Annotated in this window: 18 protein-coding genes and 1 pseudogene; 9 read left to right on the top strand and 10 right to left on the bottom strand. The window is 73.3% G+C overall.

Annotation, left to right across the window (positions count from 1 at the left end):
* Positions 1-368: pseudogene (locus KME80_RS27475) on the bottom strand (cytochrome P450); the annotation flags it as partial.
* A 141-nt stretch (positions 369-509) separates the two neighbouring features.
* Here KME80_RS27475 and KME80_RS27480 point away from each other — a divergent pair.
* The gene (locus tag KME80_RS27480) at positions 510-3,650 is read left to right on the top strand and encodes an AfsR/SARP family transcriptional regulator (RefSeq protein WP_308125949.1); all 3,141 of its coding nucleotides are present in this window, start codon (positions 510-512) and stop codon (positions 3,648-3,650) included.
* Here KME80_RS27480 and KME80_RS27485 read toward each other — a convergent pair.
* The 3 genes from KME80_RS27485 to KME80_RS27495 all read right to left on the bottom strand — a co-directional run bounded on the left by KME80_RS27485 (position 3,634) and on the right by KME80_RS27495 (position 6,598).
* Positions 3,634-4,395: an ABC transporter permease gene (locus tag KME80_RS27485; RefSeq protein ID WP_219509225.1), complete on the bottom strand. Its 762-nt coding sequence runs from the start codon at positions 4,393-4,395 to the stop codon at positions 3,634-3,636. The two genes, KME80_RS27480 and KME80_RS27485, sit on opposite strands and share 17 nt — an antisense overlap.
* Positions 4,392-5,333, bottom strand: coding sequence for an ATP-binding cassette domain-containing protein (locus tag KME80_RS27490; RefSeq protein WP_219509226.1), 942 nt, complete (start codon positions 5,331-5,333; stop codon positions 4,392-4,394). Before KME80_RS27490 ends, KME80_RS27485 begins: the two co-directional genes overlap by 4 nt.
* Positions 5,334-5,413: 80 nt before the next feature.
* On the bottom strand, positions 5,414-6,598 hold the full coding sequence (locus tag KME80_RS27495) for a cytochrome P450 (protein WP_219509232.1): 1,185 nt from the start codon (positions 6,596-6,598) through the stop codon (positions 5,414-5,416).
* A gap of 87 nt (positions 6,599-6,685) precedes the next feature.
* Between KME80_RS27495 and KME80_RS27500 the strand changes: the two genes are divergently transcribed.
* A complete protein-coding gene (locus tag KME80_RS27500) occupies positions 6,686-7,321 on the top strand; it encodes a TetR/AcrR family transcriptional regulator (RefSeq protein WP_246645878.1) in 636 nt (211 codons plus the stop codon).
* Here KME80_RS27500 and KME80_RS27505 read toward each other — a convergent pair.
* Positions 7,299-8,174, bottom strand: a complete 876-nt coding sequence (locus tag KME80_RS27505) for an alpha/beta fold hydrolase (RefSeq protein ID WP_246645879.1) — start codon at positions 8,172-8,174, stop codon at positions 7,299-7,301. The two genes, KME80_RS27500 and KME80_RS27505, sit on opposite strands and share 23 nt — an antisense overlap.
* 312 nt (positions 8,175-8,486) lie before the next feature.
* Positions 8,487-9,896 carry a cellulase family glycosylhydrolase gene (locus KME80_RS27510; protein WP_219509234.1) on the bottom strand — a complete coding sequence of 470 codons (1,410 nt, stop codon included), beginning with the start codon at positions 9,894-9,896 and terminating at the stop codon, positions 8,487-8,489.
* 370 nt (positions 9,897-10,266) lie between these two features.
* Here KME80_RS27510 and KME80_RS27515 point away from each other — a divergent pair, with 370 nt between their 5' ends.
* Positions 10,267-11,817 (top strand): carboxylesterase/lipase family protein, encoded by a 1,551-nt coding sequence (locus KME80_RS27515; protein ID WP_219509235.1) that lies wholly within the window; start codon positions 10,267-10,269, stop codon positions 11,815-11,817.
* A 39-nt stretch (positions 11,818-11,856) separates the two neighbouring features.
* Here the strand turns inward: KME80_RS27515 and KME80_RS27520 are convergent, their stop codons facing one another.
* Positions 11,857-12,924, bottom strand: a complete 1,068-nt coding sequence (locus tag KME80_RS27520) for an NAD(P)-binding domain-containing protein (RefSeq protein WP_219509236.1) — start codon at positions 12,922-12,924, stop codon at positions 11,857-11,859.
* Between the two features lie 59 nt (positions 12,925-12,983).
* Here KME80_RS27520 and KME80_RS27525 point away from each other — a divergent pair, with 59 nt between their 5' ends.
* The 6 genes from KME80_RS27525 (at position 12,984) to KME80_RS27550 (ending at position 17,836) form a co-directional block, all read left to right on the top strand.
* On the top strand, positions 12,984-13,301 hold the full coding sequence (locus KME80_RS27525) for an ArsR/SmtB family transcription factor (protein ID WP_246645880.1): 318 nt from the start codon (positions 12,984-12,986) through the stop codon (positions 13,299-13,301).
* A gap of 79 nt (positions 13,302-13,380) precedes the next feature.
* On the top strand, positions 13,381-14,769 hold the full coding sequence (locus KME80_RS27530) for an FAD-dependent oxidoreductase (protein WP_219509238.1): 1,389 nt from the start codon (positions 13,381-13,383) through the stop codon (positions 14,767-14,769).
* 66 nt (positions 14,770-14,835) lie between these two features.
* Positions 14,836-15,192 carry an ArsR/SmtB family transcription factor gene (locus tag KME80_RS27535; protein WP_219509240.1) on the top strand — a complete coding sequence of 119 codons (357 nt, stop codon included), beginning with the start codon at positions 14,836-14,838 and terminating at the stop codon, positions 15,190-15,192.
* A gap of 10 nt (positions 15,193-15,202) precedes the next feature.
* Positions 15,203-16,255, top strand: a complete 1,053-nt coding sequence (locus tag KME80_RS27540; RefSeq protein WP_219509242.1) for an ArsO family NAD(P)H-dependent flavin-containing monooxygenase — start codon at positions 15,203-15,205, stop codon at positions 16,253-16,255.
* Between the two features lie 85 nt (positions 16,256-16,340).
* Positions 16,341-16,523 carry a hypothetical protein gene (locus KME80_RS27545; protein WP_219509244.1) on the top strand — a complete coding sequence of 61 codons (183 nt, stop codon included), beginning with the start codon at positions 16,341-16,343 and terminating at the stop codon, positions 16,521-16,523.
* A complete protein-coding gene (locus KME80_RS27550) occupies positions 16,520-17,836 on the top strand; it encodes a M28 family metallopeptidase (RefSeq protein ID WP_219509246.1) in 1,317 nt (438 codons plus the stop codon). The genes KME80_RS27545 and KME80_RS27550 overlap by 4 nt, the downstream gene beginning before the upstream one ends.
* A 3-nt stretch (positions 17,837-17,839) precedes the next feature.
* On the opposite strand, the gene KME80_RS27555 is transcribed toward KME80_RS27550, so the two are convergent.
* From KME80_RS27555 to KME80_RS27565, 3 genes are read right to left on the bottom strand one after another with little or no spacing between them, the layout of a single operon-like run.
* Positions 17,840-18,235 carry an arsenate reductase ArsC gene (locus KME80_RS27555; protein ID WP_219509248.1) on the bottom strand — a complete coding sequence of 132 codons (396 nt, stop codon included), beginning with the start codon at positions 18,233-18,235 and terminating at the stop codon, positions 17,840-17,842.
* Positions 18,228-19,304 carry an ACR3 family arsenite efflux transporter gene (gene arsB / locus KME80_RS27560; protein WP_219509250.1) on the bottom strand — a complete coding sequence of 359 codons (1,077 nt, stop codon included), beginning with the start codon at positions 19,302-19,304 and terminating at the stop codon, positions 18,228-18,230. The genes KME80_RS27555 and arsB overlap by 8 nt, the downstream gene beginning before the upstream one ends.
* Positions 19,301-19,624 carry an ArsR/SmtB family transcription factor gene (locus KME80_RS27565; protein ID WP_308125950.1) on the bottom strand — a complete coding sequence of 108 codons (324 nt, stop codon included), beginning with the start codon at positions 19,622-19,624 and terminating at the stop codon, positions 19,301-19,303. The genes arsB and KME80_RS27565 overlap by 4 nt, the downstream gene beginning before the upstream one ends.
* Positions 19,625-19,648 lie beyond the last annotated feature (24 nt).

Below are 19,648 nucleotides of genomic sequence, written 5' to 3' on the forward strand. Positions count from 1 at the left end.
TGCTCGACGCGCTCGGTCAGCAGCCGCATCCGCCGCACGGTGAACCGGCCCACCAGCGGCTTGCGGTAGCGGCTGTGCCTCGGCTCGTCCATCAGCAGGAACTCGCCGGGCGGCGCGGGCGGCACCTTGATGTCGCCGTAGTCGATCGTCGGGTGGTGCTTCATGAACTCCTTGCGTGAGCTGAACCGCGCGTCGGCCAGGACGGACCGGACCAGGTCGAAGCCGGTCACCAGCCAGCCCTGGTGCCCGTCGGGGAACGGGTAGCGGCTGATCGGGCTCTGCTCGCGCGCCTCGATGAGCTCCTTGGGCGGGTCGAAGGGGCAGCCGGCCTGACGGGCCGCGGGCATCGTGGTGACGGTGTGTTCCATGCTCTTTCCTCCCTGGCGACAGGACTTCACCTTCGCCTGCCGCGCTGACATCGGGCCGTCGCCGCCCTGACACGACCGCTGACGGCGCCCGTACGCGCTCGCCGTCGCGGCTGGTCTTCGCGATTCGGCACAATTGCTGATGTGCGAGTCGGATTGCTCGGGCCCTTCGAGGTCCGTAACCGTGACGGGGCCGTGGTCGAGGTTCCCGGGGTTCGGCTGCGCGCACTGCTGGCCGCGCTGGCCCTCGAAGCCGGCCGGATCGTCACCCGGTCGAGGCTGGTCGACTGGATTTGGGGCGAGCAGCCGCCCGCCGACGAGGTGAACGCCTTGCAGGCGCTGGTGTCCAGGCTGCGCCGGGTGCTGCCCGACGGGGTGATCGAGGCGGAGTCCGGCGGCTACCGGCTGGCCGTCGACCCGGACGCGGTGGACGTGTGCCGGTTCGAGCGGCTGGTCGCCCAGGCGCGTGGCGCCGAGCCCGCGGCGCGGGCCGAGCTGCTGCGCTCGGCCCTGGAGCTGTGGCGCGGCCAGGCTCTGGCCGACATCGCGCTGCGTGACAGCGAGGTGTTCGACGCCGTGGTCACGCGGCTGGACGAGCTGCACGTGGCCGCGCTCGGCGACCGCGTCGACGCGGACCTCCGGCTGGGGCGGGGCTCGGAGCTGGTCTCCGAGCTGACCGACCTGGTGGCCACGTACCCGCTGCGCGAGGGGTTCGTGGCGGGCCTGATGCGGGCGCTCGCCGAGGCGGGGCGCGCGACCGAGGCGCTGGCCGTCTACCAGCGGACGCGCGAGCGGCTGGCCGACGAGCTGGGCGCCGACCCGTCGGCCGAGCTGTCCGCGCTGCACACCGCGCTGCTCCGCGGCGAGCTGGGTGAGCGGGCGGAGAACCGCAGGACGAACCTGCGGGCCGGGCTGTCGAGCTTCGTCGGCAAGGACGCCGACGTGTCGGCGGTCGCCGGCCTGTCAGTCAGGCACAGGCTGGTCACGCTGACGGGGCCGGGCGGCTCCGGCAAGACCCGGCTGGCCACGGAGACCGCGCGGACGATGCTCGCCGAGCTGCCGGACGGCGCGTGGCTGGTGGAGCTGGCCTCGGTGCAGGCGGGCGGCGAGCTGGCGCAGGCCGCGCTCACCGCGGTCGGCCTGCGCGACCAGGCGGTGGTCGGCGACGCGCGGGGCGGCGAGCCGATGGACCGGCTCATCACGGCGCTGCGCGAGCGCACGGTCCTGCTGGTCCTGGACAACTGCGAGCACGTGATCGAGGCGGCGGCGGCGTTCGCCGAGCGGCTGCTGGGCGAGTGCCGCAGGCTGCGCATCCTGGCCACGAGCCGGGAGCCGCTCGGCATCACCGGCGAGGTGCTGTGGCAGGTCGAGCCGCTCGCGCTGCCGGCCGAGGGGGCGGACGCCGCCGGGATCGAGTCCTCGCCCGCGGTGCGGCTGCTGCGCGACCGCGCCGACCTGGTGCGCAAGGACATCGGCTCCGACGCGGACACGCTGGCGGCCCTGGCGCGGATCTGCCGGGCGCTCGACGGGATCCCGCTGGCGATCGAGCTGGCCGCCGCGCGGCTGCGCACCATGTCCGTCGACCAGCTCGCCCGCCGGCTCGACGACCGCTTCCGCCTGCTGACCGGCGGCAGCCGGACGGCGCTGGCCCGGCACAAGACGCTCCGCGCGGTCGTCGACTGGAGCTGGGACCTGCTGACGGAGGCCGAACGCGCCGTGCTGCGCCGGTTCTCGGTGTTCGCGGGCGGGGCAACCCTGGAGGCGGCCGAGCAGGTCTGCGGTGACGGGGATACGGCCGGGGAGCAGGTCTTCGACGTGCTGACCGCGTTGATCGAGAAGTCGCTGCTGCTCTCCGACGACGACGGCACCCGCTACCGGATGCTCAACACCATCAGGGAGTACGCGGCCGGCCGGCTCGACGAGGCCGGGGAGAGCGAACGGGCGCGGCGGGCGCATCTGGCCTACTTCACCGAGCTGGGCCGGAGCGCCGACCCGCACCTGCGCACGGCCGCGCAGCTCGAATGGCTGGCCACGCTGGAAGCCGAGCACGACAACATCGGCGCGGCCGCGCGCGGCGCGATCGCCGAGGGCTGGGCCGAGGAGGCGATGCGGCTGGTCGGGGCGGTGGGCTGGTTCTGGTTCCTGGCCGGGCACCGGGCCGAGGGCACCGAGCTGGCCGTCGCGGCGGCCTCGCTGCCCGGCGAGGTGGCCGACGAGACGCGGGCGGTCGCGTACACGATCGTGACCGTGTTCCTGACGTCCGGGGTCGGCGGCGACCAGTATCAGGCGCGGGAGTGGATCCAGGAGGCGCACCGGATCACCGAGCGCCACGGCCTGCGCCATTCCATCCTGGGGTTCGTCCGGCTGTGGGAGCGGATGCTGCGGGACCCGACGGGGTTCCTGCCTGCGCTGGAGCCGCTGATCAGCGACGAGGACGCCTGGGTGCGGGCGCAGGCGCGGCTCGCGCGCGGCCGGTTGCGGCTGACGCTCAGCGGCGACGAGACCGGCGTCGACGACGACGCCGAGATCGCGCTCGCCGAGTTCCGTTCGCTGGGCGAGCGGATGGGGATCTCGCTGTCGCTGACCCTGCTGGCCGACCGGCTCGCGATGCGCGGCGAGCTGGCCCGCGCGTGCGAGCTCTACGAGGAGGCGAGCACGGCGCTGACCGAGCTGGGCGTGAACGAAGAGGTCACCAGCCTGCGCTCGCGACTGGCCCACCTCTACTGGCTGCTCGGCGACGAGCGGGCCAGCGCGTCCGCCATGGCCGAGGCCGAGCGCTACACGGGCGAGATCGCCTGGCCGGAGACGTCCGCCGAGCTGGAGCTGGCCAAGGCGCAGCTCGCCCACTGGCGCGGCGAGGCGGACGAGGCGCGCCGGCACCTGGCCACCGTGCGGGCCATGCCGGGCGTCCACGAGCTGAGCGTCATGGTGCACGCCAAGGTCAGCGACCTGTACGGCTATCTGACCGAGGACTTGGAGCAGGCCCGCGCGCACCGGGCGGAGGCGTTCCGCCTGGCGGCCGAGACCTCCTACCCGCCGCTGATCGCCCTGGTGCTGGTCGGGGTCGCGGACCAGGCGTTGCGCCAGGGCGAGGACGAGCAGGCCGTACGGCTGCTCGCGGCGAGCGACGCCGTGCGCGGCACGCCGGACCTGTCGCAGCCCGACGCCGCCAGGATCGCCGCGGACGCGCGGGGACGCCTCGGCGAGACCGCGTTCGCCGAGGCGTCAGGCGCCGGCCGGGAGGCCGACTGGCGCGAGCTGGCGGGCGTCATCCTCGCTTCGTGAAGGACGCCCGCGCCCACACGTAGCCGACCAGCATGGTGCCCGCGCACCAGGCGATCGCCGTGACGGCCGAGCTCGCCGACGGCGCGCCGGTCAGGAACCCGCGCAGGGCCTCGATGATCGAGGTGAACGGCTGGTACTCGGCGAACTGCCGCGCCCCCGCGCCCATCTTCTCGGCGGGCACGAACGCGCTGCTCAGGAAGGGCAGGAGCATGAGCGGGACGCCGATCAGGCCCGCGCTGGCCGGTGACTTCGCCGCGAGGCCGAACGCGATGGTCAGCCAGCCGATGGCCAGCACCGTCAGCACGACGATGCCGATCGCGCCGAGCCAGTGGAGGAAGCTCGCCGAGGGCCGGAACCCCATGAGGAACGAGACCCCGACGATGAGCGCGATGGCCACCAGGCTGCGCAGCATGGTCCCGATCACGTGCGCGTTGAGCACGGCGGCCCGTGACACGTGCATGACGCGGAGCCGGTTGATGAACCCGGTCGTCATGTCGGAGTTGACGGCGATCGCGGTGGGGCTGATGCCGTAGCAGATGGTGGTCATGATCAGCCCGGGGGTCGCGTAGTCCGCGTAGTCGACGCCGACGCTGAACGCCCCGCCGAGGATGTGGACCATCAGGAACATCAGCACGATCGGCATGATCACGGCATTGAACAGCGCCAGCGGGTTCCGCAGCGTGTGCCGGAAGTTGCGCCGCAGCATGGTCGCCGAGTCCGTCAGGGTGGCCGAGAAGCCGGTCATGCCTTGATCTCCTTGTCGGTGTGGCCGGTGAGGGCCAGGAAGACGTCGTCCAGGTCGGGGGTGTGCACCGAGAGCTCCTCGGCCTCGACGGCGTGGGAGTCGAGGCGGTCGAGGAGGGCGCGCAGCGACCGGACGCCGCCGTCGCCGGGCACCCGCAGGGTCAGCTCCTCCTCGTCCGTGGCGGATCCGGCCAGGACGCGGGCCGCGGTGTCGAGCGCGCGCCGGTCGGCGAACCGCAGCCGGACGTGGCCGCCCGGGACCCGGCGCTTGAGCTGGGCGGCGGTGCCTTCGGCGACCAGCCGGCCCCGGTCGAGCACGGCGATGCGGTCGGCGAGCTGGTCGGCCTCCTCCAGGTACTGCGTGGTGAGGAAGATGGTGGTGCCGTCGGCGACCAGCTCGCGGATGATCTCCCACATGGTGCGGCGGCTGCGCGGGTCGAGTCCGGTCGTGGGCTCGTCCAGGAAGATGATCTGCGGCCCGCCGACCAGCGTCATCGCCAGGTCCAGCTTGCGGCGCATGCCGCCGGAGTAGGACGACGCCGGCTTGCCCGCCGCCTCCGCCAGGTCGAACCGGCCGAGCAGCCGCCGGGTGATCCGCCTGCCCTCCGCCTTGGGCAGGTGCAGGAGGTCCGCCATCATCAGCAGGTTCTCCTCGCCGGTGAGCAGGTCGTCCACCGAGGCGAACTGCCCGGTCACGCCGATCGCCGCCCGCACCGCCCGGGTCTGCGTGGTGACGTCGTGCCCGGCGACGAGCACCTGGCCGGCGTCGGGGCGCAGCAGGGTGGTGAGCACGTTCACCGTCGTGGTCTTGCCCGCGCCGTTGGGCCCGAGCAGCGCGAAGATCGTGCCGGCCTGGACGCGCAGGTCGACGCCGTCCAGGACGATCTTGTCCTTGTAGGCCTTCCGCAGCCCCGTGGCCGCGATCGCTGTGCCGTTCATGGGGATGACGATGGCCGGCCGGCCTGACACCCGGCCGCCGCCGGGCTGATGCGCGTCCCGTGAGCGGCGTCAGGGCGCGTTCACCAGGCGATCGGCAGCGCGGTCAGCCCGCCGGTGAGCACGTGCGGGTTGAAGGTCAGCTCGTCGACCGCGCAGCCCAGCCGCAGGGTCGGGAAGCGGGCGGCGAGCTGGGAGAAGACGGCCTTCAGCTCGATCCGGGCGAGCGGCGCGCCGATGCAGTAGCGGGCGCCGTGGCCGAACGTCAGGTGCGGCGCGGCGGGCCGGTCGAGGTCGAAGCGGTCCGGGTCGGCGAACACCGACGCGTCGTGGTTGGCGGCCCCGAGGTCCAGCAGCACCAGGTCGCCCTCCCGCACGCGCACGCCGGCGATCTCCAGGTCGGTGCGGGCGTAACGGGGGATGCCGCCGCCGCCCAGGCCGGGCGCGCGCAGGATCTCCTCCACCGCGGCGTCGATCCGCGCCGGGTCGTCGACCAGGGCCTGCCACTGGCCGGGGGTGGCCAGCAGCCACAGCACGCCCAGGCCGATCGCCGTCACCGTCGTCTCGTGGCCGGCGAACAGCAGCGTCATGCCCATCGCCGCCGCCTCGTCGTCGCTCACCCCGTCGGTGGCGGCCAGCCGGGAGATCACGTCGCCGTCCGGGTCGCCGGCGGCGCGCTTGCGGGCCACCAGGTGCCGCCCGTAGCCGAACAGCTCGGCCAGCCCCTGCTCGGAGCGGGCCCGGTCGGTGACGTCCCCGGCGGCCTGCGTCCAGGCGCGGAAGCGGGCCCGGTCCTCGTACGGCACGCCGAGCAGCTCGCAGATGACCGCGATCGGCAGCGGCAGCGCCAGCGCGGCGTGCAGGTCGGCGGGCGGCCCGGCGGCGGCCAGCTCGTCGAGGAGCTGGGTGGTGAGGGTCTCGACCCGGCCGGTCAGGGCGCGCATCCGCTTGGGCGAGAAGTGCGGCTGCAGCAGCGAGCGCATCCTGCGGTGGTCGGCCTGCTCGGTGTCGAAGTCGCCCATCGGGCCGCCGAACAGCGCCGACTCGCCGGTGCGGGAGGCGCGTGCGGGCTCGCGGTGGGCGCGGCCGAGCCGGTCGTCGTCCAGCAGCAGGCGTACGTGCTCGTACGCGGTGACGTGCCAGCCGGGGTCGCCGACGGCGGTGCGGATGGCGTGGATCGGGCCGCGGGCCTGCAGCTCGCGCAGCAGCGGCGCGGGCCGCATCGGGTCGGGCTGCTCGTACGGGAGCCGAACGGGCGTGGACGGCATGACCCCTCCAGGAGGTAGACGCAGCTTTGTATACTCCAGCGTCTAAAAAGCTACATGTATACTTTGCCTTCTACAAGTGGAGGGTCGATGAGCAAGCCCGACGCCGGGCCGGCCGAGCCGGTGCGCAGGATGCGCCGCGCGGAGCGGCGTGAGCAGATCCTGGACGCGGCCACCCGCGCCTTCGCCCGCGCCGGCTATGCCGCGACGGGCCTGGACAACATCGCCGCCGAGGCCGAGCTGACCCGGGCGATGCTCTATCGGCACTTCGACTCGAAGGCCGCCCTCTACCGGGCCGTGCTCGACCGCGCCTGCGCGCGGCTGGCCGAGGCCACGGGCGGCGACGACTACGACGACGACGCCATTCCCGCGCTGCTGCGGGCCGCCGGCGCCGACCCCGACGGGTTCCGGCTGCTGTTCCGCCACGCGGCCCGCGAGCCCGACTTCCGCGAGCTGATCGACACCATCACCGACGCCTCGCGCGAGGTCGCCCGCCGCAACCTCGCGCGCCGCATCCCGGCCGGGCCGTGGCTGGACTGGGCGGCCAACCTCGTCCCCGCCTTCACCCTGGAGGCCGTCATCGCCTGGCTGGACGCCGACCGGCCCGACCCCGAGCAGGCCGCTGCCCGCATCGCGGCGGCCGTGCACGGCGTCATCGCCGCCGCCCAGCCCGCCGCCCAATCCGCCGTGCTGTCCGCCGGGCTCAGCGCGCGGGAAGCCTCGTGACCCAGTCCGTGAGGCGGCTCAGGAAGGCGGCGGCCGTGGGCAGGTGCGCGTCCTCGGCGAAGAGCACGGCCGCGTGGAAGGCGTGCGGCATGCCCTCGTAGACGTCCACCTCCACCGGGACGCCCGCCCGGGCGGCGGCCTCGGCGAACCGCCGGGCGTCGTCGAGGACGATCTCGTCCCCGCCGACCGGGAGCAGCATGGGCGGCAGCCCGCGCGGATCCCCGTAGACCGGCGACTGGGGCGCCTGGTCCGGCCGGGCCTCGCCGAGATACTGCGTGGCGATCGGCCCCAGGATGGCCGGGTCGATCGAGTCACGGCCGTTGCCCGCCGGCTTCGCCGCCAGGTCGGTGATCGGGGAGACCGGGACGGCCCCCACCGGCATCGGCTCCCCCGCCGCGGCGAGCCTCAGCAGCGCCGAGAGGATCAGCGTCCCGCCGGCCGACTCCCCGACGAGCAGGATCTTCCCGGCGGGCACCCCCTGCGCCAGCAGGCTGCGGTGGACGGCCAGCACGTCCTCGACCGCCGCCGGGTACGGGTGCGCCGGGGCCAGACGGTAGTCCACGGCCAGGGCCGGGCGGCCGGTGGCCTTCGACAGGCGGCAGGCCATGATCCGCTCCATCGCCGGGTTGCTGAAGGAGAAGCCGCCGCCGTGGACGTAGACGGTCACGCCGTCCTCGATCGTCGCCCCGCCCGAGGTGACCCAGGTGGCGGGCACCCCGCCGGTCTCCGGCAGGAGCGGGCGCAGCTCGGCGTCGCCGTCGAGGACGGGCGGGTCGGAGAAGACCTGCTGCATCCTCGCCCGTACGGCGTCCGATTCGTGCTGGGAGGCGGGAACATGGGTGATGGTCAGCAAAAAGAAAGCCCTTTCGGCCAGGTGAGAAAGACCGCGCGCAGGCGGTGAAGAATGTGGGACGAGCAGTGCGGAAACCGGCGCGCGTCAGCGACCCGTTCGCGAACGGGAAGGGACGGGAAAGGGCTCGGCGATGACGCGCGGGCGCGACGAGATCAGGCGCGACCTGTGGTGAACGAGTCCACGGCGATCATCTCCCTGTATACGGTGCCGCCCACCCGCGGCCGTCTTCCCGGCGGCGTCACGCGACACGCCGAACATTAGAAACGCGCGCCGATCGGTTGTCAAGCCGCGGGTGGGGGTCGTCTCGTTCCGTCAGAAGTCGTCGGCGGTGCGGATCCGGTCGCGGACCCAGACGCCGGCCTCCTTGAGGTTGGCCGTCCCGGCGAACGGGCCGCCCGGGCAGGTCCCGGTCTTGAAGACGGCGCCGGTGCGGAAGTCGTCGGAGAAGTTCCAGTTCACCCAGCTGATCTTCTTCTGGGCCATCAGGTCGAGATACTGCTGCGACCTGGTGAAGTTGTTGCCGCCGTCGCCCGAGGCCGTCTGGGTGCCGAACTCGGTCACGAAGATCGGCAGCCGGTCGGCGGCCCTGGACAGCGTGCTCAGGTACTCGGACCCGTGCGAGGCCGCGTAGAAGTGGAACGTGTACATGATGTTGGCGGCGTTGACCGGGTTCGCGATGATCTCGCTCTCGTCGCCGCCGCCGGAGACGCCGAGCGACGACCAGGCGCGGGTGCCGACCAGGATCGGGGCGTCGGCGTCGTGCTGGCGGATCACCGGGATGAGCTGGTGGGCGTAGTTGCGGATGACGGACCAGGTCACGGCGTCACCGTTCGGCTCGTTGGCGATCTCGTACAGGACGTTGTCCTTGCCGTCGTGCCGCTGGGCGATCTCGGTGAAGAACGTCTTGGCCCGGCTGAGGTTGTACATCGGGTCGCCGGGGGTGAGCATGTGCCAGTCCACGATCGCGTACATGCCGCGCGCGGTGGCCATCTCGATCAGGTTGTGCACCCGGTCGGTGAACAGCCGGGGGTTGGTCTCGTAGCCGCCCTCCTGGACGTACATGGAGATGCGCAGGACGTCGGCCTTCCAGTCGGCGGCCAGCGCGTCGAGCGAGGCGCTGTTGAGGCACTGGTTGTACCACTGGATGCCGTGGCTGCTCATGCCGCGCAGCTGGATCTGCTTGCCGTTCTCGTTGCAGAGCTTGATGCCGCACACGCGTAGCTGCCCGTTGGCCTCGACCGGGGTGTCCCCGCCGCCGCCCGTGACGGGAGCGCCGTAGACCTCCAGCTCCCACAGCGAGTAGCCGTACGGGGTGCCGCGCTGGGTGCCGTGGACCCGGACGTACCGGCCGGTTCCGGTGACCGTGAGGTCATCGGTCGCCCCGTCGCCGGAGGCCGTGGTGTAGACGTCGCTCCAGGTGGAGCCGTCGGCCGAGGTCTGCACCCGGTAGGACTTGGCGTAGGCGACCTCCCAGGTCAGCCGTACGCGGGAGATCGTGTGCGCGGAGCCGAGGTCGACGCGGATCCACTGCGGGTCCACGCCCTCGGCGCTGGCCCAGCGGGTGGCCGGGTCGCCGTCCACCGCCTTGCCCGGCTCCAGGCCGGCGGCCTCGACCGAGGAGGCCGTCACGCTCTTGCCCTGCGACACCAGCGGGTCCGCCGCCGCCGCGCTCGCGCCTGACGGCGCTAACAGCGCGGCCACGACGGCCAGAACTGTGATCACTGCACTTCGCCTCACGAACAGCTCCGATCCTTGGGGGAGGGGTCCGATTAGGAAGGTTTACTAACTTGACGCGGAGCCTAAATTGACACCGGACCTTACACAAGACCCAAAGTTCCAAAGAGGCTGTATCCCGACATCGAGCGCAGTCGGCGGCGGCGAGTTGGTAAGGAATGCTTACTCAGCTGCCCGGTGAGCCCGGACAGAAATCCTGAGGCAACAGATCGTCATGCTTCGTCAGGCCCAGATCCGGCGATCATCACTCCGGGTAATCACCCAGATGCCTGGCCGCGGCTTGTCGGCCTGGACGGTGCTCCGGGGACGGCCGGCCCCTCAGCGAGCGTGCACCGACCTGACCCGGCCAAGGAGTGCCATGTCGCCCACCACCGTTGAGGTGCCCACCGTCCACGGCCCCGTCCTGGGCCTCACCGAGAACGGGATCGCCGCCTTCCGCGGCATCCCGTACGCCGCCGCGCCCGTCGGCCAGAACCGGTTCGCCGCGCCCGTGCCGCCCAGGGCGTGGAGCACGCCGCTGCCCGCCCACGCGTTCGGCCCCACCCCGCCGCAGCCGCCGCTCCAGGGCCGCCTCGGCGAGCTGTTCCGCAACCCGGTCGTCCCCGGCGACGACTACCTCAACCTGAACGTGTGGACCAGCGCGCCCAACTCCGACGCCGCCCTGCCGGTGCTCGTGTGGATCCACGGCGGCGCGTTCACCACCGGCTCCTCCGCGGTGACCACCTACGACGGCGCCACCTTCGCCCGCGACGGCGTCGTCTGCGTCACCGTCAACTACCGCCTCGGCGTGGACGGCTTCGCCTACATCGAGGACGCGCCCGCCCCGGCCAACCGCGGCCTGCTCGACCAGATCTTCGCCCTGGAATGGGTACGCGACAACATCGCCCGCTTCGGCGGCGACCCCGGCAACGTCACCGTGGCGGGCGAGTCCGCCGGCGCCATGAGCGTGCTGACCCTGCTCTCCCTCGACCGCAACCTGTTCCAGCAGGCCATCGTCGAGAGCGGCAGCGCGCACATCGGCCAGACCGTCCAGGACGCCGCCCTGATCACCGCCGCCGTCGCCACCCGGCTGAACGTGCAGCCCACCGCCCAGGCGCTCGCCGCCGTGGACACCGCCGCCCTGATCGCGGCCCAGGCCGAGGTCAGCGACGACGTCACCTCCAGCGCCGACCCCGAGCGCTACGGGGCCAGCACCATCGCCTCGTGCGGCATGTCGTTCATGCCGGTCATCGACGGCCAGGTCGTGCCGCGCCTGCCGATCGACGCCATCGCCGACGGCCGCGGCGCCGACGTGACCCTGCTCATCGGCACCACCGTCGAGGAGTTCAGGACCTTCGTCGTCCCCACCCCGATGGTGGGCTGGCCCGGCGACGCGGCGTTCCGGACCAGGACCGAGGTGTACGGGGCTCCGGCCGGCTTCTACGACCGCTACGCCGAGACCGACGTCGCGCCGTACCCGCGCAACGCCCCGTCCGGCATCGCCTGCGCGACGCTCACCGACCGCATGTTCCGCATCCCGACCTACCGCATCGCCGAGGCCCGCATCGACGCGCCCGCCGACACGTACGTCTTCGAGTTCGGCTGGCGCTCACCCGTCACGCCCAACATCCTCAGCGTCAAGCTGGGCGCCTGCCACAGCCTGCCGCTGCCCTTCGCCTGGGACACGCTCGCCAACCCGGACAGCGCCGCCTTCACCGGCCCGAACCCGCCCCAGGCCCTCGCCGACGCCCTGCACGGCCGCTGGGTCGAGTTCGCCACCACCGGCCGGCTCGGCGAGTGGGCCACCTACAACACCACCGAACGCCCGGTGATGACCTTCTACCGCGACAACAAGCCGGACAACGTCATCGTCTACGACCCGCGCCGCGACGAGCGCGAGATCTGGAAGAACGACCTCAACCCGAGCTGACCCGCCCGGCCTCGCCTGCGGCCTCTGACCGACAACGGATCAGAGGCCGTAGGCGGTGAGGGCGCCGCCGGCGTAGGCGGCGACGGGGGCGGCGACGTGGCCGGCGTCGCGGTGGACGCCGCGGAGGGTGTTGGAGGCGAACGAGCGCTGGAACTCCAGCCCCACGTAGGCCAGCCCCGGGGTGGTGGTGGAGATGCCGCCGTCGTGCAGCGGGAGCCCGCGCTCGTCCAGGGCGCCCAGGGGCCGCAGGTAGTCCAGGTGGGGCAGGTAGCCGGTGGCGTAGATGACGGTGTCGACGGGTTCGCGGCTGCCGTCGGCCCAGACGACCCGGTCGCCGTCGAAGGCGGTGAACATGGGGCGCCGGTCCCAGCGACCGGCCTCCAGTGAGGCGGCGTAGTCGCCGGTGTCCATGACCAGCGTCCCGGTCGCGATGCGGGCCAGCCAGGGCGGCGGCAGGGTGTCGAAGCCGGTGGTGGTGTGCCAGTGGTGCGCGTCCCGGCCGGCGATGATCTGCGGGAAGAACCGGATGGGCGCCCGGGTGGCGAGGGTGACGGTGGCCGTCCTGGCGAGCTCGTAGCCGATCTGCACGGCGGAGTTGCCCGCGCCGACCACGACGACGCGCTGTCCGGCGTGCTGCCCGGGGTTGCGGTAGGCCGCGGCGTGGAGTGCCCGGCCGGTGAAGCCGTCCTGTCCGGGCAGGATCGGGACGTACGGGTTGCCGAACGAGCCCGACGCGGCCACGACGCCCCTGGTGCGGATGGGGTCGCCGGTCGCGGGGTGGACCAGGAAGCCGCCTGCCCCGTCGGGGCGCACGGCGGTGACGCGGACGCCGGTGCGGATCTCCACGTCGAGGCTGTCGGCGTAGCGCCGCAGGTAGGCGGCGGCCTCGTCGCGGGTGGGGTAGTGGTCGGGGTCGCCGGGGAACTCGTGGCCCGGCATGGCGCTGTAGCGGGCGGGCGAGAACAGCGTGAGGCTGTCGTAGTAGTGCGGCCAGGAGCCTGCCGGTTCCGGGCCGGCTTCCAGGATGACGGGGGTGCGGCCACGCAGGCGCAGGGCGCGGGCGGCGGCGAGACCCGACTGGCCGCCGCCGATGACGATGGTGTCCATGCCGCCGCATCATATCGTCAAATCTGGAAATCACAATATGATGAGCCCGGGGTGATGCTATGACCATGACGACCGACGGGATGGGGCTCAGCGCCGAGGCGCGCGGCTTCCTCAAGGCGATGGCCAGCGAGACCCGCCAGCAGATCATGGGGCTGTTCGCCGGCGGCGCGGAGCTGACCGTGGGCGAGGTCGCCGAGCGGATGTCACTGGCCCAGTCGGCCACCTCCACCCATCTGGCGACGCTGCGCGACGGCGGCGTGCTCACCTCGCGCCGGGAGTGGAAGACGGTCTACTACCGCGCCGACCCGGCCCGCATCGGCAAGGCGCTGGCCGATCTCCAGGCCGCGCTGAGCACCTGCTGCCCGCCCGCTCCCTGATTTGACAATCTTCTAATCAGCGTTGCATGCTGCTGCTGGTTACTTCGACAGATTTCTAATCAGCCGATCGGAGACGACGATGAGCGGCAGCTGCTGCGGCACCACCACCTCACTCGAACTGGAGCGCCCCCTGGGCGCGGGCGACACCGGCGCCCTGCCCGTCGTGGTCATCGGGGCCGGCCCCGTCGGCCTCGCCGCCGCCGCGCACCTGGCCGAGCGCGGCATCGACTTCCTGGTCCTGGAGGCCGGCGACCGGGCCGGCGCCTCCGTCGCCCGCTGGGGACACGTCCGGGTCTTCAGCCCGTGGCGCTACGACATCGACGCCGCCGCCCGCCGCCTGCTCACCGCCTCCGGCTGGACCGAGCCCGACCCCGACCGGCTTCCCACCGGCGCCGAGCTGATCAGCGACTACCTGGCCCCGCTCGCCGCCCTGTTCGGCGACCAGGTACGGCTCGGCGCCCGCGTGTCGGCGATCAGCCGCCTGGGCTACGACCGGGTGCGGACGAACGGCCGGGAGGACGTCCCGTTCCTGATCCGCCTCAGCGACGGCGAGGAGATCCGGGCACGCGCGATCATCGACGCGTCCGGCACGTACGCGACGCCCAACGTCCTGGGCGCGAGCGGCCTGCCCGCCCACGGCGAGGCGGAAGCGGCCGTCGATCACGCTCTGCCCGACGTCCTCGGCGCCGACCGCGACACGTACGAGGGCAGGCACACCCTGGTCGTCGGCGCGGGACACTCGGCCGCCACCACCCTCCTGGCCCTGGCCGAGCTGCCGGACACGCCGATCACCTGGGCCATCCGCGCCGGGAGCGCCGCCCGCGCCTACGGCGGCGGCGACGCCGACGCGCTGCCGGCACGCGGCGCGCTCGGCACCCGGCTGCGCGCGCACGTCGACTCCGGCCGCATCCGCCTGCTGACCGGCTTCTTCACCCACCGCGTACGGGAGGGCGCCGGCGGCGTCGAGGTGATCAGCCGCGACCCGTCGGGCGCCGAGCAGTCCGTCACCGTGGACCGGATCGTCAGCGCCACCGGCTACCGCCCCGACCACGCCATCGCCGCCGAGCTCCGCCTGGACCTCGACCCGGTCCTCGGCTCCACCCGGCAGCTCGCACCGCTGATCGACCCGAACCGGCATTCGTGCGGCACCGTCCCGCCGCACGGCGTCGACGAGCTCGCACATCCGGAGGATGGCTACTACGCGGTCGGCGTCAAGAGTTACGGGCGCGCGCCCACGTTCCTGATGGCGACCGGCTACGAGCAGGTCCGCTCGGTGGTCGCGGCGCTGGCCGGCGACTGGGAGGCCGCCCGGGACGTACGGCTGGACCTGCCCGAGACCGGCGTGTGCTCCTCCGGTCTCGCCGAGGCCCAGGAGCAGCGGGTCGGCCTGGCCACCGGCGTCGGCGGCGGCCTGCTGCCGCTGGCGACCGTGGGCGCCTCCGCCGGGTCCGGCGGCTGCTGCGGCTGAGCGCCGGGCCTCGCCGTCCTGCCATCGCCTATCATTTAGACAGGTTTCAAAGCAGGAGGTGCCGTCATGACCGCCAACACGACAGCGGCGTGCTGCGCGCCGATCGCGCGGGAGCCGCTGGCCGAGAGCGACGCCGCCGAGCTGGCGGGCCTCCTCAAGGCCGTCGCCGACCCCGTACGGCTGCGGCTGCTGTCGATGATCGGCTCCCACGCGGGCGGTGAGGCGTGCGTGTGCGACCTGACCGACGCCTTCGACCTGACCGCCCCCACGATCAGCCACCACCTGAAGGTGCTGCGCACCGCCGGGCTCATCGACGGCGAGCGGCGCGGCACCTGGGTCTACTACCGGATCGTCCCCGAGACGGTGAACAAGCTGGGCGCGCTGTTCGCCCCGCTGGCCGAACCGGAGCTCGTCACCGTATGACCGCACTCTCATGACAGCACCGTCGGCCGTGGCTGAGGTCGTCGTCATCGGGGGCGGGCAGGCGGGGCTCGCGGCGGGCTACTACCTGCGGCGGGCGGGCGCCGACTTCGTCATCCTGGACGCCCAGGAGGCGGCGGGCGGCGCCTGGCGGCACGCCTGGCCGTCGCTGCGCCTGTTCTCGCCCGCGCAGTACAGCTCGCTGCCCGGCCGCATGATGCCGATCCCGGCCGACGGCGGCTATCCGGACGCCGCGCATGTCGTCGCCTATCTCGCGGACTACGAGCGGCGCTATCGGCTGCCCGTGGTCCGTCCCGCCGCCGTCCGGGCCGTTCGCCGTGCCGCGGACTGCCTCGTGGTAGAGAGCAGCGCGGGCACCTGGCGGGCGCGCGTCGTGGTCAGCGCGACGGGGACCTGGTGGCGGCCGTACATCCCGCACTGTCGCGGCATGCGCGACTTTCGCGGCGAGCACCTGCACACCGCCGGATACCGGGGGCCGGAGCCGTTCCGGGGCAGGCGCGTGGTGATCGTGGGCGGCGGCAACTCGGCCGCGCAGATCCTCGCGGAGGTCTCGCAGGTCGCCCACACCACCTGGGTCGCGTCGCGCCCGCCCCGGCTGCTGCCCGACGAGGTCGACGGGCGCGCGCTGTTCGCGCTCGCCACGCGCCGCCATCAGGCGATCGCGCGCGGGGAGAGCCCCGTGAGCATTGGCGAGCTGGGCGACATCGTCGCCGTCCCGCCGGTACGCGAGGCGCGCGACCGCGGCGTGCTGAAGGCCGAGCCGATGTTCTCGGCGATCACCCCCGAGGGGGTCGTCTGGGCCGACGGAAGCACGGCGCCGTGCGACGTCATCGTGTGGTGCACCGGGTTCCGGCCCGCGCTCGGCCATCTGGCGCCGCTGCGGCTGCGCGGCTCCGACGGGTTGATCGCCACCGACGGCACCCGCGCGCGGGGCGAGCCTCGGCTGCACCTGCTCGGGTACGGCGACTGGACCGGCCCGGCGTCGGCCACGCTCATCGGCGCCGGCCGGACCGCGCGGCACCTGGTGGCCGAGATCACCGGCTGATTCGATCCTCGTCTATCTTGACGTTCTTCTAATCAGTGTGAGAGTGTGGCCGCTGTTTAGATGTCCATCTAACTAGGAGATCATCATGACCACTCAGCTCAGCGGCGGTTTCATCGGCGACCTGAACGACGCCTTCGCCCCGGCCGCCGCCGGAGGCTGTTGCGGCAGTACGGCCGCCGCGACCGAGACGGCCACGACCTGCTGCGGCAACGCCCCCGCCGACGCGCAGGACGGCCCCAGCGACAGCTCGACCGGCTGCTGCGGATGACCTCCACAGCCAGGCGCGCCGTCGACCGGGTGTCGGCGGCGCGCATGCGGGCCACCGTGCACGAGCTGGCCGCCGACCGGTACGCCGGGCGGCGCGTCGGCACCCCCGGCGGCCGGGCCGCCGCCGCCTGGCTGGCCGCCCGGCTGCGCGAGCTGGGCGGCGACGTCCGGCTCGACGGCTTTCCCGTCGCGGACGTGCGTGACCTGTACGCCACGCCGGTCCTCGAATGGCACGACGGCGGGACGACCCGGCTGCGGCATCGCCGGGACTTCGCCGAACACCTCGCCTCCGCCGATCTGCCCACCCCGCGCACCGCGCCCCTGGCGCCCTCCGCCGACGGTGACCTGCGCGGCCGGTGGGTGCCGGCCGAGCCCGGCGACTGGGCCCGCGCCTGCGACCTCGCCGAGGCGCAGGGGGCCGCCGGGGTGCTGATCGCGCGCGGCGCCGACGCCGAGGGCTGGATGCCCAAGATGATCGCCGGGCCGCCCACGCGCGGCGTGCCGATCCTCGCCGTGCGCGCCGACCTGCACCGGCGGCTGGCCGACACCGCGGCCGAGCGCCTCGTCCAGGTGACGGCATCGACCCCACTCCGCCGCCTCGACACCCACGGGCTGAACGTCCACGCCCACTTCCCCCGTGACGGCAAGCCGGGCACACACGCCGGCTCCCCGTGGACCACGGACGACGAGCCGGGAGCGTACGCCGGCTCCCCGCGCACCACCGGCGGCGAGCCGGGACCGCACGTTCTCGGTCCGGGCGGCGGGGTGGGGGTTCGGGTGCTGTTGACGGCGCACTATGACGGCGTCGGCGATGACCCCGGCGCCCGGCTGCCCGCCGCCGCCGACAACGCCTCAGGCGTGGCCGCGGTCCTGGAGGCCGCCCGCGTCCTCTCGACGAGCCCGGCCGCCTCCCGCGTCGAGCTGTCGGTGGCGTTCCTGGACGGCGAGGAGGCCGGCGCCCGGGGCTCGGCGCACCACGCCGCCACGCTGCCGGAGGACACGCTGGTGATCAACCTGGACGGGGCGGCCGAGCTGCACCAGGCCGCCTCCGTCGAGGCGGGCGGCCCCGCCCACGCCCTGCTCGCCACCCTCGACCAGGCGGGCCGGCTGACCGGGGCGCCGCTGCGCGCCGGCGCCATGGCCTCCGACAACCGCCGCTACGCCGCCGCCGGGCTGCCCGCCGTCGGCATCGGCATGGGCATGCCCGGCTACCAGACCCCCGCCGAGACGCCCGATCGCGTCCGGAACGACACTCTGCTGGCCGCCGCCCGGCTCCTGGTGGCCACCGTGGAGCTGCTGGCCCGGCGTGGGTGACGCTCAGTCGGGCAGCAGCTCGCCGACGAGCTTCTCGACCCGGGTACGGATCTCGTCGCGGATGGCGCGTACGGCCTCGATGCCCTGACCGGCGGGATCGTCGAGCTGCCAATCCTCGTAACGCTTGCCGGGAAAGACGGGGCAGGCGTCGCCGCAGCCCATCGTGATCACCACGTCGGAGGCCCGCACCGTGTCGGCGGTGAGGATGCGCGGCCGGGCCGCGCGGATGTCGATGCCGGCCTCGGCCATGGCTTCGACGGCGACCGGGTTGAGCTGCTCGGCCGGCGCGGACCCGGCGGAACGCACCTCGATCCGGTCACCGGCCAGGTGGGTGAGCCAGCCGGCGGCCATCTGGGACCGTCCGGCGTTGTGCACGCAGACGAACAGGACACTAGGCATGGACGATCTCCTCGCTGCGGAACAGGCGGCGCCCGGCCAGGCTGACGTAGACCAGGGCGACCAGGACGGGCACCTCGATGAGCGGGCCGACGACCCCGGCCAGCGCCTGGCCGGAGGTGACGCCGAAGACGCCGACCGCGACCGCGATGGCCAGCTCGAAGTTGTTGCCCGCCGCGGTGAAGGCCAGCGTGGTGGCCCGCTCGTACCCCAGGCCGATCGCCTTCCCGGCCAGGAACGAGCCGCCCCACATGAGCGCGAAGTACGCCAGCAGCGGCAGCGCGATGCGGGCCACGTCGCCGGGCCGCGCGGTGATCGTGCCGCCTTGCAGGGCGAACAGGATGACGACGGTGAACAGCAGGCCGTACAGCGCCATCGGGCCCACCCGGGGCAGGAAGCGGCTCTCGTACCAGTCGCGGCCCTTGACGCGCTCGCCGAGCCGGCGGGACAGGTAGCCCGCGACGAGCGGGACGCCGAGGAAGACGAGCACGTACTGGGCGATGTCCCAGGTCGACACGTCGAGCCCGGTCTGCGCCAGGCCGAGCCAGCCAGGCAGCACGTCCAGGTAGAACCAGCCGAGCGCGCCGAACGCGACGACCTGGAAGAGCGAGTTGAGCGCGACCAGGACGGCGGCGGCCTCGCGGTCGCCGCAGGCGAGGTCGTTCCAGATGAGCACCATCGCGATGCATCGGGCCAGGCCGACGATGACGAGCCCGGTGCGGTATTCGGGCAGGTCGGGAAGGAAGGTCCAGGCCAGCGCGAACATCAACGCCGGGCCGAGCACCCAGTTGAGCACCAGCGAGGCCGCGAGCATGCGCCGGTCGCCGGTGACGGCCCCGACGCGGTCGTAGCGGACCTTGGCCAGCACCGGGTACATCATCAGCAGCAGGCCGAGCGCGATCGGCAGCGAGATCCCGCCGATCCGCACCGCCTCCAGGGCGGCGTCCAGCCCCGGGACCAGCCTGCCGAGCAGCAGTCCGGCCGCCATCGCCGCGATGATCCACACGGGCAGGAGCCGGTCGAGGACCGGCAGCGCGCCGATCACGCCCGGCGGGGACGATGCGGGCCTCATGCGACGACCGGCACGTCGAGCAGGGCCGACAGCTCGCCGAGCGCCTCGGGGACCAGCCGGTAGTAGACCCAGGAGGCGCGCCGTTCGCTGGTGAGCAGGCCGACCTCCTTGAGCACCTTGAGGTGGTGGCTGATGGTCGGCTGCGACAGCTCGAACGCGCCGGTGATGTCGCACACGCACACCTCGCCGCCGTCGTGACTGGCCACGATCGACACGATCCGCAGCCGTACGGGATCGCCCAGCGCCTTGAACACCTGGGCCAGCGCTGCCGCCCGTTCGGCGTCCAGCGGCTCACGGGCCAGCTGCGGGCTGCACCTCACCGGCACCCCTTTCGTATCGATGGT

Source organism: Nonomuraea ceibae, from assembly GCF_019396325.1.
Lineage (GTDB): Bacteria > Actinomycetota > Actinomycetes > Streptosporangiales > Streptosporangiaceae > Nonomuraea > Nonomuraea ceibae.

Coding starts and splice junctions, on each gene's coding strand:
- KME80_RS27540 (WP_219509242.1), top strand. CDS start 15,203: ATGACAGCACCGTCGGCCGTGGCTGAGGTCGTCGTCATCGGGGGCGGG.
- KME80_RS27555 (WP_219509248.1), bottom strand. CDS start 18,235: ATGCCTAGTGTCCTGTTCGTCTGCGTGCACAACGCCGGACGGTCCCAG.
- KME80_RS27520 (WP_219509236.1), bottom strand. CDS start 12,924: ATGGACACCATCGTCATCGGCGGCGGCCAGTCGGGTCTCGCCGCCGCC.
- KME80_RS27545 (WP_219509244.1), top strand. CDS start 16,341: ATGACCACTCAGCTCAGCGGCGGTTTCATCGGCGACCTGAACGACGCC.
- KME80_RS27500 (WP_246645878.1), top strand. CDS start 6,686: ATGAGCAAGCCCGACGCCGGGCCGGCCGAGCCGGTGCGCAGGATGCGC.
- KME80_RS27495 (WP_219509232.1), bottom strand. CDS start 6,598: ATGCCGTCCACGCCCGTTCGGCTCCCGTACGAGCAGCCCGACCCGATG.
- KME80_RS27490 (WP_219509226.1), bottom strand. CDS start 5,333: ATGAACGGCACAGCGATCGCGGCCACGGGGCTGCGGAAGGCCTACAAG.
- arsB (WP_219509250.1), bottom strand. CDS start 19,304: ATGAGGCCCGCATCGTCCCCGCCGGGCGTGATCGGCGCGCTGCCGGTC.
- KME80_RS27515 (WP_219509235.1), top strand. CDS start 10,267: ATGTCGCCCACCACCGTTGAGGTGCCCACCGTCCACGGCCCCGTCCTG.
- KME80_RS27525 (WP_246645880.1), top strand. CDS start 12,984: ATGACCATGACGACCGACGGGATGGGGCTCAGCGCCGAGGCGCGCGGC.
- KME80_RS27530 (WP_219509238.1), top strand. CDS start 13,381: ATGAGCGGCAGCTGCTGCGGCACCACCACCTCACTCGAACTGGAGCGC.
- KME80_RS27550 (WP_219509246.1), top strand. CDS start 16,520: ATGACCTCCACAGCCAGGCGCGCCGTCGACCGGGTGTCGGCGGCGCGC.
- KME80_RS27485 (WP_219509225.1), bottom strand. CDS start 4,395: ATGACCGGCTTCTCGGCCACCCTGACGGACTCGGCGACCATGCTGCGG.
- KME80_RS27535 (WP_219509240.1), top strand. CDS start 14,836: ATGACCGCCAACACGACAGCGGCGTGCTGCGCGCCGATCGCGCGGGAG.